The organism is Micromonospora sp. NPDC049799 (assembly GCF_040656655.1).
GTDB lineage: Bacteria > Actinomycetota > Actinomycetes > Mycobacteriales > Micromonosporaceae > Micromonospora.
Genome location: NZ_JBFAMU010000093.1, coordinates 1 through 14,055, shown reverse-complemented (window position 1 = coordinate 14,055; position 14,055 = coordinate 1). Strand labels below are relative to the sequence as shown.

11 protein-coding genes are annotated in these 14,055 nt (G+C 71.9%); 9 read left to right on the top strand and 2 right to left on the bottom strand.

The window, feature by feature from the left end:
- The coding region (locus AB0I76_RS10515) for a hypothetical protein (protein ID WP_357032923.1) at nt 1-247 on the bottom strand (247 nt) is incomplete at its 3' end.
- Nucleotides 248-383: 136 nt separating this feature from the next.
- Nucleotides 384-1,421, bottom strand: coding sequence for an Inducer of phenazine A (locus tag AB0I76_RS10510; protein ID WP_357032919.1), 1,038 nt, complete (start codon nt 1,419-1,421; stop codon nt 384-386).
- Between the two features lie 206 nt (nt 1,422-1,627).
- On the opposite strand from AB0I76_RS10510, the gene AB0I76_RS10505 reads away from it, so the two are divergent.
- From AB0I76_RS10505 to AB0I76_RS10465, 9 genes are all read left to right on the top strand, one after another.
- Nucleotides 1,628-2,122: a GNAT family N-acetyltransferase gene (locus tag AB0I76_RS10505; RefSeq protein WP_357032916.1), complete on the top strand. Its 495-nt coding sequence runs from the start codon at nt 1,628-1,630 to the stop codon at nt 2,120-2,122.
- Between the two features lie 310 nt (nt 2,123-2,432).
- Entirely contained in the window at nt 2,433-3,398 is a 966-nt protein-coding gene (locus AB0I76_RS10500; protein WP_357032912.1) for a fatty acid desaturase, read from the top strand.
- A 30-nt stretch (nt 3,399-3,428) separates the two neighbouring features.
- Nucleotides 3,429-5,198, top strand: a complete 1,770-nt coding sequence (locus AB0I76_RS10495; protein WP_357032909.1) for a SidA/IucD/PvdA family monooxygenase — start codon at nt 3,429-3,431, stop codon at nt 5,196-5,198.
- Nucleotides 5,195-5,401 (top strand): MbtH family protein, encoded by a 207-nt coding sequence (locus AB0I76_RS10490; protein WP_357032905.1) that lies wholly within the window; start codon nt 5,195-5,197, stop codon nt 5,399-5,401. Before AB0I76_RS10495 ends, AB0I76_RS10490 begins: the two co-directional genes overlap by 4 nt.
- Nucleotides 5,398-7,074: a carbamoyltransferase N-terminal domain-containing protein gene (locus tag AB0I76_RS10485; RefSeq protein ID WP_357032901.1), complete on the top strand. Its 1,677-nt coding sequence runs from the start codon at nt 5,398-5,400 to the stop codon at nt 7,072-7,074. Before AB0I76_RS10490 ends, AB0I76_RS10485 begins: the two co-directional genes overlap by 4 nt.
- The gene (locus AB0I76_RS10480) at nt 7,067-8,149 is read left to right on the top strand and encodes an amidinotransferase (RefSeq protein ID WP_357032898.1); all 1,083 of its coding nucleotides are present in this window, start codon (nt 7,067-7,069) and stop codon (nt 8,147-8,149) included. The genes AB0I76_RS10485 and AB0I76_RS10480 overlap by 8 nt, the downstream gene beginning before the upstream one ends.
- A 60-nt stretch (nt 8,150-8,209) precedes the next feature.
- Nucleotides 8,210-10,003, top strand: a complete 1,794-nt coding sequence (locus tag AB0I76_RS10475; RefSeq protein WP_357032896.1) for an ABC transporter ATP-binding protein — start codon at nt 8,210-8,212, stop codon at nt 10,001-10,003.
- The gene (locus AB0I76_RS10470; protein WP_357032893.1) at nt 10,000-11,796 is read left to right on the top strand and encodes an ABC transporter ATP-binding protein; all 1,797 of its coding nucleotides are present in this window, start codon (nt 10,000-10,002) and stop codon (nt 11,794-11,796) included. The genes AB0I76_RS10475 and AB0I76_RS10470 overlap by 4 nt, the downstream gene beginning before the upstream one ends.
- 166 nt (nt 11,797-11,962) lie before the next feature.
- A partial coding sequence (locus tag AB0I76_RS10465; RefSeq protein WP_357032890.1) for an amino acid adenylation domain-containing protein occupies nt 11,963-14,055 on the top strand: 2,093 nt, incomplete at its 3' end.

Below are 14,055 nucleotides of genomic sequence, written 5' to 3'. Positions count from 1 at the left end.
GTCGATGCTGCTGGTGTACGCCCCGGACCGGATGCGCGGCCGGCTCCAGGGCGTCAACATCGTCGTCGTCGCCGGTGGCCCCCGCCTCGGCGACCGCGGCGACGTCGCCGTCGGCGCCGTCGAGGCCGGCGCCGGCCAGCTCGCCGAGGATCGCGGGCCGCAGCGTGTCGGGCAGCGGCGTCTCCTCCGGCTCGCACGCCCGCGCGAACACCGTCCGGACCGGCAGCGTCAGCGCATCGTCACCCATCGCCATCAGAACATCGGGTAGATGGAGGCGTCGCGCTTCGCCTTCTTCTTGCGGCGGCCGAACAGCCGGGCGATCACCGTACGCAGGAACGACATGGAGAGGTCACCTCAGTTCACTTCGGGTCGGCATCCGGGCCTCACGACAGCTGGAGGCTCTCGGCCAGCACCTGCGCGACGACGTCGTTGCCCTCGTCGGTGTAGTGACCGCGGTCGACGAAGAGCCAGTCCGACGGCTTGGTCAGCTCGGCGAGCCGGGAGAGCGTGTCGACGAACGGGACGCCCTTGCGGGCGCAGGCCTCGCCGAGAGCCGCGGCGTAGGCGGCGCCGGTCGCGATGCTGCCGACGTCGCCGTAGCGCTCCTCCCAGGTGCCGTAGTCGGAGAGCTCGTCGAACTCGTCGAAGAGCAGCTTCTCCTGCGGCGCCGGCGTCTCCCGCAGCCAGGTCGCGAGCGGCTGGAGGGCGAAACTCACCCGGGCGCCGGTCGCGGCGGCCATCACCAACCAACTGTCGAGGTTGCGCATCGTGACGCCGACCGCGGACTCGATCATGCCGGCCGTGGTCGGACGAGCCGCGGGCGGCGCGACCGACGGGGACGGCGGCCGCGGGCCGGTGCGCCACCGCCTGGTCTTGGCCGGCTCGGCGTACCGGGCGCGCAGCTCCTGCATCTTCTCGAAGTACTCGTTGCAGAAGAAGAAGGGCTCCTGGCCGCCGACGTCCACCCCGGTCAGCTGTCCCATGACCAGCGTGTTGAAGCCGCTGATGATGACGATCTCGTCGATCGGGGGCAACAGGTGCCGGTAGAGCACGAACAGCATCAACTCCTGGGTGGAGTTGAGGTAGGGGGCGCCGAAGGTCAACCACGGCCGGCTCGGCGCGTGCTTCGACCAGAGTCGCGACGCGATCGTGGCCGCGTCGCTGGTGGCGCCGTAACCCAGCGACACCGAACCGCCGACCAGCAGCCGGACCGGCCCGTCGAGCCGGTCGCCGCCGGCCGATCCCGGCCCGCTCGGACCGTGCGAGATCCGGAATCCGAGGCGGTCGGTGTTGATGGCCGCCGATCGGTAGTTCGGCCTGTTGAAATACATCAGATAGGGGAGGTATCTCATCTCCCCGCGATCCAGGAAATCGAGATAGTCCGACAGCTGAGGCGTCAACAGCTCGGTCTGCCGCACCATGAGAGGACCTCCATTCGCGAGCAGGTGGCCCTCCGGCCGAAATCCCTGTGAAGCAACCTAATGCCGGGGCGCCGGGGCGGCGTGTCCCCTAAAAGGGCCGCGTGCCGCCGCCGATTTTCCTGGCCCGGAGCGACCCCGTCGGCGTGCTAGCCTCGGCTCGGTTCTGATGTGGAACGACCCGTCGTTCCGTCCGACGCGGAGGCGTGATGACTGACAGCGTGGCCAGGGACATCTCGCTACGACCCCTGACCGAGAACGACGTCCCGGCGCTCTTCGAGATCCAGCTCGACGAGACCGCCCAGCACCTGGCGGCGTTCACCGATGCCAAGACCGCCCGCGACGCCGACGCCTTCCGGGAGAAGTATCGGAAGATCCTGGCCGACGACGCGATCGTCAACCGCGTCATCGAGGTCGGCGGTGAGGTCGTCGGCAGCGTGGCCACCTTCCCGATCGAGGGCGACACCGAGCTCACCTACTGGATCCGTAAGGACTGGTGGGGCCGGGGTGCGGCCACCGCCGCCGTCGCCGCGCTGCTCCGCGAGGTGACCGAGCGGCCGATCCACGCCCGGGTCGTCGAGGACAACCCCGGCTCGATCCGGGTGCTGGAGCGCAACGGGTTCGTGCGCGTCGGCAGCGAGGACTCGTTCGCCCCCGGCCGGCAGGCCACCGTCACCGAGCTGATCTTCAGACTGGACGGCTGACGACCGGGCCCGGCGCGCCTGACGCGCCGAGGGCCGGGACAGATCAACGACAGCGACGCGCCGCGTGGTCCGACGACCGCGCGGCGCGTCGCTGTGCGTTCACATATCCGCCATTCCAAATGGCGAATGTGCACAGTTGGACGCCGCGCACGGCATCGTTGACAGCTGCGGCCATGGCTAGCGTCGTCGCCGTATCCCGGGCCCCGTAGGTACACGGCCCAATTCCTGACGCTCGGCGCATCTGCGCCGGTGAATCGACACGTCGGTGAATCACCGGGCAGGTCCGCAGCGTACGAAAGGTGCTGGTGAAATGGTCGACGCCAAGCCGCGACAGTTCTGGCGCAACAGCCCGGCCGACGCCATCCTGCTCGCGATCACTCTCACCCAGTTCGCCGGCACGATCACGCTGGCCGCCCTGACACCGGACGGACTCTGGCCACGGCTCGCCTCGGCGGCGCTGGTCACGGCCATGATGACGTACTCGATCATCGTGGTCACCCACCTGTTCGTCCATCAGCCCTGGTTCACCGACAACCGCCTGAATGCCGTGTTGTCGATGATCAGCTCGGCGAACATCGCGCAGTCGGTGCAGGGCTACCACCTGACCCACGTCCGTAACCACCACCGGTACAACAACGACCGCAAACGCGACGGGACCACCGCCGACATCACCTCCACCTACCGGTACAGCCGCGACGACGGGCACGCCCCGCTCTGGTGGTACCTGGTCTGCGGCCTGGCCTCCTCCGCCCAGGAGTGGGTGGCCACCTGGGGGACGCTGCGCCGCGGCGGCGCGGTCGGCCCGCGTGAGACCACCCTGCTGGGGCTGGCCTCGCGCAACCCGGCCCGGCGCGCCGCCGAGCTGAACCAGATCAGGTACGACCGGCTCGCGCAGCTCGCGTTCACCGTGCTGCTCGCGGCCCTGTCCTGGCAGTGGACCCTGCTCTGCTACCTGCCCTCGGTGGCGCTCGCGTTCACCCTGGTCAACGTCCAGAACTACTACCGGCACTTCGGCGCGGAGCCGGAGAGCCGGTACGCGAACTCGGTGAGCCACTACGGCCGGCTGTACAACCTGCTGACCTTCAACGACGGCTACCACCAGGAGCACCACCTGCGCCCCGCGACGCACTGGAGCCGGCTGCCCGAGGTCGCCGAGCAGTACCAGGAGCGCCTCGACGAAGCCGGACGCGTGGTCTCCCCGGTGCCGGCGCTGGTGGGCTTCCTGGACACCGGTCGCGTCGCCCAGCGCTCACCCGCGACACCGCCCGTCGGATGAGCCGGTAAGTCGTCGAGGAAGGAGCGGTACGTGAAGGATCTCGGCACGCCGGACGATCCGTACGATGTGCTCGGTCTGGGTTTCGGACCGTCGAACATCGCTCTCGCGATCGCCGCCCAGGAGATCGCCCCCGATCGCAGCTGCCTGTTCCTGGAGCGGTCGCCGGACGTCTGCTGGCACGAGGGCATGCTCATCGACGGGGCACGCATGCAGATCTCGTTCCTCAAGGACCTGGTGTCGCTGCGCAACCTCGCCAGCCCGTTCACCTTCCTCGCCTACCAGAAGGCCAAGGGGCGGCTGGAGAAGTTCGTCAACCTCTCCGAGTTCCGGCCCACCCGGCTGGAGTTCCAGGACTACCTGCGGTGGGTCGGCGGGCAGTTCGCCGGCATGGTGCGGTACCGCTCCGCGGTCACCGCGGTGACGCCGGTCCGCGACGACGACGGCACGCTGTCGCTGTGGCGGGTGACGGCCACCGACACTGCCACCGGCGAGGTCGTCGAGTACCACGCCCGCAACGTGGTGCACGCGCTCGGCGGAGTGCCGATGGTGCCCGCCGGTGTCACGACCGGCCCGGCCGTGGTGCACTCCAGCGCGTTCCTGTCGCAGTTCCCCGGCGCCTTCACCGACCACGACCGGGAGTGGGAGTTCGCGGTCGCGGGAGACGGGCAGAGCGCCGGCGAGATCACCCACTATCTGCTGGACCACTACCGCAACGCCCGCGTCCACCTGGTCCTGCCCGGGTACTCGCTGCGCGCCACCGACAACAACCCGTTCGCCAACGAGCAGTTCTTCGAGGCCAACGCCGACGAGTTCTACTCCCGCAGCGAGGAGAACCGGCGCGACTACGCCGCCCGGCTGCGCAACACCAACTACGGGGTGGTGGAGGCGGGCTTCCTCGACAACCTGTACCGGCTGGTCTACGCCGACGAGGTACGCGGACGGACCCGGCTGGTGGTGCACGACGGCTCCCGGCTGACCCGGGCCGAGGCGGACGGCGGGGGAGTGCGCATCGGCGTGCACAGCCGCTTCGGCGCCGGGTCCCACGAGCTGCGCGCCGACGGACTGGTGCTGGCCACCGGGTACCGGCGGGAGCTCGACACGCGGATGTACCGGGCCGTCCTGCCGTACCTCGAACTCGGCGACGACGGCCGGCCGGTGGTCTCCCGCGACCACCGGGTGCGCTGCGCCGAGGAGCTGACCTGCGGGCTGTACGTGCAGGGCCTCGCCGAGGCGACGCACGGGCTCGGCGACACGCTGCTGTCGCTGCTGCCGTTCCGGTCCAAGCAGATCGTCACCGCCATCGTGAAGGACGGCGGCTCCCTGGCGCGGGCGTTCCCCGCCGCGCGGGACGGCGCCGAGGCCATGGTCGCGCAGATCGAGCGGTGCGGTTCCGGCACCGTGGTCAGCGCCGGGCCCTCGGAGTTCCCGGTCGTGACCCGGCTGCCGCTGACCCTGGACCGCTCCCGCGGCCGGCAGGGCGTGCTGTTCGGCGTCCTGGACCGCACCGAAGCGACGCCGCTGAGCGACGGCGGCAAGGTGCTGGCGGTGTTCGACCCCGGCCCCGTGCCGTCCGGGCCGCCGGCCGGCAGGCCGATGTCGGTCGACGTCCGCGGGCACGTCCGGCTGGTGAGCGACCGCGACCGGATCGCCGCGCACCTGGCCCGGCTCGACCCGCCAGGACCGGCGGACCCGCCCGGCGCCACCGTCGGGATCGAGATCGAGATCGAGATGCTGTCCGGCCGCGTCCACCCGACCCAGGAGCCGCAGGCCGTCCGAACCGAGAACGAGGGGCAGTCATGACCGACACCGACGAGACGTACGTGGTCGTGCGCAACGACGAGGAGCAGTACTCGATCTGGCGGTCGGACCGCCCGGTGCCGGCGGGGTGGACGCCGGTCGGTGAGCCGGCGTCCCGCGAGGAGTGCCTGGCCCGCATCGGCGAGCTGTGGACCGACATGCGGCCGGCCAGCCTGCGAGCGGCCATGAGCAGGTCCCAGCGATGATCGTCTGCGGGATCAAGGTGTCCCACGACGGCGCGGTCGCCGTCCTCGACGGGCGCCGCCTGATCTTCAGCGCCGAGATGGAGAAGATCGGCAACGGCCGTCGCTACAGCGCGCTCGGCGACCTCGACCGGATCTCCGCCGTCCTGGCCGACCACGGGCTCGACGTCGCCGACGTGGACCGCTTCGTGATCGACGGGTGGTGGTCGGAGGACGACGGGCCGACCCGGATCGACACCCTGTCCGGCGGGAAGCCGTTCAGCGTCGCCACCGCGCCGTACGTCGCCGACCCGTTCGTGCCCGCCCCTCCGCCGCGCTACACCTTCGCCGGCATCGCGGGCAGCCCGCTGGCCGGGGGATACAGCAGCTACCCGCACGCGAGCCACCACCTGTACGCCAGCTACTGCACCGGCCCGTTCGCGGGGCAGAGCTCGCTGGGCCTGGTCTGGGACGGCGGCACGCTGCCCCGGCTGTACCTCGTACGCCCCGGGCGGCCGGTGACCGGCGAGTACCTGGGTCCGCTGTTCGGCCTGGTCGGTGACGCGTTCACGTACTTCTGCCTGGCGCTGGAGCCGTTCCACCGGCCGCTGGACGGGCTCACCGAGGTGCAGATCGTCGAACACCATCTCGGTACCGCCGGCAAGGCGATGGCGTACGCCGGCCTGGGTGGCGTCGACGACGACGTGCTCGCCGCCCTTGACAAATTCGTCGCCGAGCTGGGCGCCGAGTCGTTGGGCCCGGAGGTCGGCACCACGCTGGCCGCCCGCTGCGCCGCGCTGTTCCCGTCGCACTCCAGCGCCGACCTGATCGCCTCCTTCCAGGAGTTCATCGGCCGGACGATGGTCAGCGCGCTCACCGACGCGGTGACCCGGCTCGAACTGCCCGCACCGCTGCCGATCAGTCTCGCCGGCGGGTGCGCGCTCAACATCAAGTGGAACAGCATGATCCGCTCCAGCGGGCTGTTCACCGGTGTCTGGGTGCCGCCGTTCACCAACGACTCCGGCGCCGCCATCGGCACCGCCCTCTGCGAGGTGCTGACCGAGGGCGGTGATCCGGCGCTGGAGTGGAACGTCTACTCCGGACCGGCCGTCACGCCGAGCCGGCCGGCGCCCGGCTGGACGGCGCGGCCGTGCGACGAGGCGCAGCTGGCCGCGCTGCTGCACACCACCGGTGAGCCGGTGGTGGTGGTCGACGGCCGGGCGGAGCTGGGGCCGCGGGCACTCGGCAACCGCAGCATCATCGCCGCCCCGGTGGCACCGGCCATGAAGGACGAGCTGAACCGGATCAAGCACCGGGAGCCGTACCGCCCGGTCGCGCCGATCTGCCTGGAGTCGGCGGCGGCCTCGGTCTTCGACCCCGGCGGCGCCGACCCGTACATGCTCTTCGACCACCGGCTGCGTCCCGGATGGGCGCAGAAGGTGCCGGCCGTCCTGCACCTCGACGGGACGGCCCGACTGCAGACCATCCGGCCGGACACGCCGCACACCAGGGTCGGCCGGGTGCTCGAGGAGTACCACCGGATCAGCGGGATCCCCCTGCTGTGCAACACCAGCGCCAACCTGGCGGGGCACGGGTTCTTCCCGGACGTCGCCACCGCCACCGCCTGGGGCGGCACGTCGTACGTGTGGTCCGGCGCAACCCTGTACACCGACGAGCGGAGGACGAACCGTGCCTGAGGCAGAGGGGGCGACCGGGTCACCGGTGCGTGCCTACAACGAGTGGGATCCGCTGGAGGAGGTCATCGTCGGCACGGTCGACGGTGCGCACTTCCCGCCGTACGACACCGTGACGGCCGCGCCGCTCTCCCCGGAACAGCGTGCGGTGTTCCGGGAGCAGGCCGGCAAGCCGTTTCCGGCCGACCAGATCGCGGCCGCCCGCGACGAGCTCGACCAGCTCGTCGAGATCCTGACGAACCACGGCGTGCGGGTGCGCCGGCCGGACCCGCGCGACCACGGCCTGTCGTACGGCGCGCCCGGCTGGACCAGCACCGGCCTCTACGACGCGATGCCGCGCGACCTGCTGCTGGTGATCGGCGAGCAGATCATCGAGGCGCCGATGGCCTGGCGGTCGCGTTACTTCGCCAGCTCCGCCTACCGGCCGCTGCTCAAGGAGTACTTCCGCGGTGGCGCCCGGTGGTCCGCCGGCCCGCGCCCGGAGCTCAGCGACGAGCTGTACGTCGAGGGCTGGACCGACCAGCCCGACGGCGAGCCGTTCCGGTCGGTGATCACCGAGTTCGAGCCGACCTTCGACGCGGCCGACTTCATCCGGTGCGGCCGGGACATATTCGTGCAGCGCAGCCACGTCACCAACATGATGGGCATCGAGTGGGTGCGCCGGGAGATCGGCGACGAGTACCAGGTGCACGTGGTCGACCTGGTCGACGACCATCCGATGCACATCGACGCGAGCCTGATGCCGCTCGCGCCCGGCAAGCTGCTCATCCACCCCGACCGGGTGGTCGAGGTGCCGCGCCAGTTCAAGGACTGGGAGATCCGCCGCGCGCCGGAGCCGGTCATCCCGGACGGCCACCCGCTCTACATGACCAGCAAGTGGATCAACATGAACGTCCTGATGGTGGACGAGACCCATATGCTGGTCGAGGCCGAGGACCGGCCGATGCAGGAACTCGCCGAGAGCTGGGGCATCACACCGCTCCCCTGCCCGTTCCGGAACTTCAACAGCTTCGGCGGCTCGTTCCACTGTGCCACGACGGACGTCCGCCGTCGCGGCGAGCTCCGGTCCTACTTCTGAGTCCGGCGCAGCGAGGGTTCTACCACTGAGTCCGGCACAGCGAGTGGCAGGGAAGGCGCGATGGCAGATCAGACTACCGCCGGGCGGTTCAGGCAGGTCCGGCGATCCCGGGCGTTGCTGCTCGCTGCCTTCCGCGCCCATCCCGGCCCGATCCTCACCGGCCTCGCCGGCTCGCTGCTGTACGGCACGAGCCTGGTCGCCTGGTCGGTGGCGCTGGGCGAGCTGGTCAACAACGTGGTGATCCCGAGGTTCGACGACGGCCGGATCGCCAGCGGCACGATCGTCACCGTGCTGCTGGTGGTGGCCGCGGTCGGTGTGTTGCAGGGGGCGGCGGGACTGATCCGGCGCTGGTCGCTCGTCGTGACCAGGGCCCGTTTCGACGCCACCCTGCGGGACACCGTCGTCGAGCGCTACCACCGCCTGCCGATGACCTACCACCAGGTCCACCCGACCGGGCAGAAACTGGCGTACGTCACGACGGACGCGGAGGCGGCCGCCGAGCTGCCGGCCCGGCTGCCGGACGTGCTCGGCATGTTCGTGCTGTTCGTGGTCACCGCCGGCTGGGCGGTGGTGGTCGACCCGGTGCTGGCCCTGGTCGGCGGCGCGATGATCCCGGCGTTGCTGCTGGTCAACTCGGTCTACCAGAAGCAGGTCGCGGGGCCTGCCCAGGACGTCCAGGATCGGCTGGGGCGGGTGACCGAGGTCGCCCACGAAAGCTTCGACGGCGCGGCCCTGGTGAAGACGCTCGGCCGTGGCCGTGCGGAGCGGGACCGGTTCGCCGCGGAGGCGGCCGGCCTGCGCGACGCGAAGATCAAACTGGCCGTCCGTGACTGGCTGCTGGACTCGCTGATCGAGTCGATCCCGACCGCCACCTCGCTGATCATGGTCGTCGTCGGCGCGTTGCGGGTGAACAGCGGAGAGATCAGCGTCGGCGCCCTGGTCAGCTTCGTCAACGTGTTCGCCATGCTGGTGGTCCCGGTACGCACCATCGGCAACGTACTCGGCGACGTGCCGCGCATGCTGGCCGGGTACGCCCGGGTCCAGTCGGTGCTCGACGAGCCGCTGCCGCCGCCCGCGGCGGGTCCGCAGCCGCTGCCGGACGGCCCGCTCGACGTGGCGGTCCGCGACCTCTCCTTCACCTACCCGGGCGGCGCGGCCGCGCTGCGCGGCGTCAGCTTCCACGTGCCGGCCGGCGCCACTGTCGCGATCGCCGGCGGCACCGGGTCGGGCAAGTCCACCCTGCTGCTGGCGCTGGCCGGCCTGCTCTCGCCGTCCGGCGGCACCGTGCTGCTGAACGGCGCTGATCTGAGCCGGATCAGCCCGGCCGAGCGCGCGACGGCCATCGCGGCCGCCTTCCAGGAGCCCTTCCTGTTCGCGGGCTCGCTCGCCGAGAACGTGCTGCTCGACTTCGACGGCGCCGCCGCGGCCGACGCCGGTCCGCGGCTGGACGAGGCGCTACGCCTGGCCCGGGCGAGAACCCTGGTCGACGGCCAGCCCCACGGGGCGGACACGCCGGTCGGCGAGCGCGGCGTCACGCTCTCCGGTGGTGAACGGCAACGCATCGCCCTCGCCCGGGCGCTGGCCCGCCGGCCGCGGTTGCTGCTGCTGGACGAGGCGACCTCCGCCGTCGACGCCACCACCCGGCAGGAGATCATGAGCGGCCTCACCACCGGCCTGATGTCCACCACGACGATCGTCGTGACCACCAGCGCCGCCACGCTGGCCCTCGCCGACGCCGTCGTCTACCTCGACCAGGGCCGGGTGGCCGGTGTCGGCGCCCACGCCGACCTGCTGCGGCTCGACGGCTACGACCGGCTGATCCGGGCCTACGAGCGAGAGCGGGTGCAGGCATGACCGAGATCGAGCCGGCCGACCCCGAGAGCGTCACCGGGTCGACGACCGCGGTGATCCGCCGCGGCCTGGCGGCCATCCCGCAGATCCGTCAGGGCCTGGCGCTGACGGTCGTTCTCGCCCTGCTCGGCGGGATCGGCCGGCTCGCCGTACCGGTGCTGATCCAGCAGGTCATCGACAGCGGCCTCAGCACCGGTCACATCAGCGGCAGCCGGTTGCTGGCGCTCGGCACGCTGGCCGGGCTCGTCGTGGCGATCACCGCCGTGATCAACTGGGCGAGCCTGGCGCGGCTCGCGATCGCCAGCGAACGCGCGCTGTACGACCTGCGGGTCCGCGCCTTCAGTCACGTGCACCGGCTGAGCGTGGCGTACCACTCGGCCGAGGCGCGCGGGAAGCTGGTGTCCCGGGTGACCTCCGACGTCGAGACCCTCAGCATGTTCCTGCAGTGGGGCGGTATCGCGTGGCTGGTCAACGGCGCCATCATGCTGGCCGCCCTGGCCGGCATGGCCTTCTACGACATCACGCTGACCGCGGTCACGCTCGTGCTGACCGTGCCGCTGCTGCTGCTGGTCCGGATGGTGGTCGGGCGCCTCGGCCCCGCGCACACCGCGGTCCGGGTCCGCGTCGCCGAGCTGCTCACGGTGATCTCGGAGACGATCCAGGGCACCGCCGTCATCCGCGCCTACGGCGTCGTGGATCCGAGCCTGCGCCGCACCAGGGCCACCATCCACCGGTGGCGGGACTCGCGGATCCGCGCCGGGTACCTGGGCGGCCTGCTGTTCTCCCTCGCCGACCTGTTCGCCGTGATCATCGTGGTCGGTGTCGTCGCGGTGGGGCTGGCGTTCGGCCCGTCCACCGGGCACACCGCCGGTGAGCTGGTCGCCTTCATCCTGCTGGTCACCCTCTTCCTGGCGCCCATCACCGAGTTCACCCAGGTCATCGACTTCACCCAGAGCGCGGTCGCCGGGTGGCGGCGCGTGCTGGCCCTGCTCGACGTCGCCGAGGACATCGCCGAGCCGGCCGACGGCCGGCAGCTGCCGCCCGACCCGCCCGCTGTCGTCGTCGAGAACGTGGTCTTCGGCTACCCCGATGCCGGCGTGACGCTGCACGACGTGTCGTTCGAGGTGCCCGCCGGCCGCCAGGTCGTGCTGGTCGGCGCCACCGGATCCGGCAAGACGACGCTGACCAAGCTGATCGCGCGGCTGGCCGACCCGGACCGCGGCCGCATCCTGATCGGCGGCGTGGACGTCCGCGAGATCGCCACCGAGTCGCTGCGCTCGCGTCTGGTGGTCGTGCCGCAGGAGCCGTTCCTCTTCGACACCACCGTGCAGGAGAACGTCCGCTACGGCCGCCCGTCCGCCACCCGCGCCGAGATCGAGCAGGCCTTCCGCGAGCTGGGCGCGGAGGCGTTCCTCGCCGGCCTGCCGCACGGCCTGGACACCCCGGCGGGGCAGCGCGGCGAGAGCCTGTCCGCGGGGCAGCGACAGCTGGTCGCCCTGGCCCGCGCCCACATAGCCGGCCCGGCCTGCCTGATCCTCGACGAGGCCACCTCGGCCGTGGACCCCGAGATCGAGCTGACACTCATCGAGGCGCTGCGCCGGCTGACCGCCGGGCGTACCTCGGTGACCGTCGCGCACCGGCTGGCCGTCGCCGAGCGGGCCGACGAGGTGATCGTGCTCGACGGCGGCCGGCTGGTGGAGCGTGGCCGCCACGACGAGCTGCTCGCCGCCGACGGCGTGTACGCCGGGCTGTACCACGACTGGCGGCAGGCCACCGCCGACAGCGCCCGCGCCTGAGGGTTACGGGTTCTCCGCCTTTCGACGCCCTCCGCGGGTTCCTCTAGCCTGCTGAGGTATTGCTCGACGCCTTGTCCGACCGAGCACTTTGCACACTTGGAAACGGTGGCAGATCCCCGTTCCCCTGCGATTCCACGCCCTTTCGGATTACGGAGGCAGGCGATCCATGTCCCATTTCTGCGTACATCATCTGATCGAGGCACAGGCGGCGCGGACGCCGGCCGCGCCCGCGATCGTGTCCGGCGACGGGGTCCTGAGCTACGCCCACCTCGACGAGCAGGCTGGGCGGCTGGCCGGTCTGCTCGCCGCACGTGGTGTGCGCCCCGAGACCCGGGTCGGGCTCGCCGTCGAGCAGTCAGCGCGCTGGCTGGTGACGCTGCTCGCCGTCTGGAAGGCCGGTGGCGTCTACGTCCCGGTCGACGCCGCGCTCCCCGCCGAACTGGCCGCCTCGATGCTGGCCGACGCCGAGGTGGAGCTGCTGCTGCACGCCGGATCCGGTCCGGTGCCGTCCGGTTCCGGTTTCGCGGTCGTCGAGCTGACAGAGCTGGCCGAGATGGCCGCCGCGGGCCCGGTCGACGGCGCGGCGCCGGCGATGCGGCCGGACAACCTCGCCTACTGCATGTTCACCTCCGGCTCCACCGGCCGGCCGAAGCCGGTCGGGATCTCGCACGCCTCCCTGGCCGGCCACGCCGCCGGCATCCGCGCGGAGCTGGACCTGCGACCGGCCGACCGGTTCCTGCAGTTCACCTCGATGGCCGTCGACGCCTCACTGGAGGAGGTGCTGCCGGTCTGGCTCGCCGGCGGGGCGGTCGTGCTGCCGGACGCGCCGCGGCCGACGAGCGTCGAGCTGACCCGGTTGATCAGCGCGCGCGGCGTGACCGTGGTGAGCCTGCCCAGCGCGTACTGGCACCAGTGGACCGACGACCTGCGGGCCGGGGTGGTGACGCTGCCGGAGACCCTGCGCACGGTCTTCATCGGCGGCGACAAGATCCGCATGGACAAGCTCGCCGCCTGGACGGCGGTCGTCGGCGCACGGCCGGTGCGTTTCGTCGCCGACTACGGGCCCACCGAGACGACGATCAGCTGCACCACGTACCGGCCGGACCCGGCGGACCTGCCCGACACCGGGCTCGTGCCGATCGGCCGGCCGCTGCCCGGGATGACCGTCTACCTGCTCGACGACGACCTGACGCCGGTGGCCGACGGCGAACCGGGCGACGTGTGGATCGCCGGCTCCGGGCTGGCCCGCGGCTACCTGGGCGCACCCGCGGCCACCGCCGATCGGTTCACCCCCGACCCGTTCGGCCCGCCCGGCACGCGCATGTACCGCAGCGGTGACCGGGCCGCGCTGCTGCCCGACGGCAACCTGCAGTTCCTCGGCCGCTCCGACCGCCAGGTGAAGATCCGCGGATTCCGGGTCGAGCCCGGCCAGGTGGAGAACGCGGTGCGGGCCTGCGCCGGTGTCCGCGACGCCGTCGTGGTCGCCGCCGACGACCCGGTCTCCGGCGCGCGCCTGATCGCCTACGTCGAGGCGGACGCGGCTCCGGACGCCGAGACCGCGCTGCGCACCGAGCTGGCCCGCCGGCTGCCCGCCGTCATGCTCCCGCAGACCGTCGTCCTGCTGGACCGGATCCCCCGGTCCCCGCTGAGCGGCAAGGTTCTCCCGGCCCAGTTGCCACCGCCACCGCCACCGGCCGTCGCCGACCGGCCCGCCCCGGCCGAGCCGTCCACCCGGGAGCAGGCCATCGCGGGTCTCGTCGCGGAGGTGCTGGGCCGGTCGCCCGGCGCCGACGAGGACTTCTTCGCAGCGGGCGGCGACTCCCTGCGCGGACTGCAGCTGCTCAGCCGCATCGCCCAGGCCACCGGGGCGGCGCTCACCTTCGACCAGCTGCGCTCGGCGCCGACCATAACCGGCCTCACCGCGCTGGTGGGTGGCGCACGACGGTACGAGCCGGGCCTGGCAGCCGTCACGCCGGCCGGCGAGCACGACGAATGGCGGCCGGTGTCCCGTGGCCAGGCTGCCCTCTGGTACCTGGACAAGCTGCACCGCGGCGCGGCGACGTACGCCGTACCCCTGGGGTACTGGATCTCCGGTCCGCTCGACGTCGACCGGATGGACGCCGCGCTCACCGAGCTGCTGACCCGGCACGAGGCGCTGCGCACCACCCTCGCCGAACGTGACGGCCGGGTCTGGTCCCGGCTCCAGCCGCCGGCGCCGGTCCGCACCCGGGTGACGGCCGTGGCCGACCGCGCCGCCGC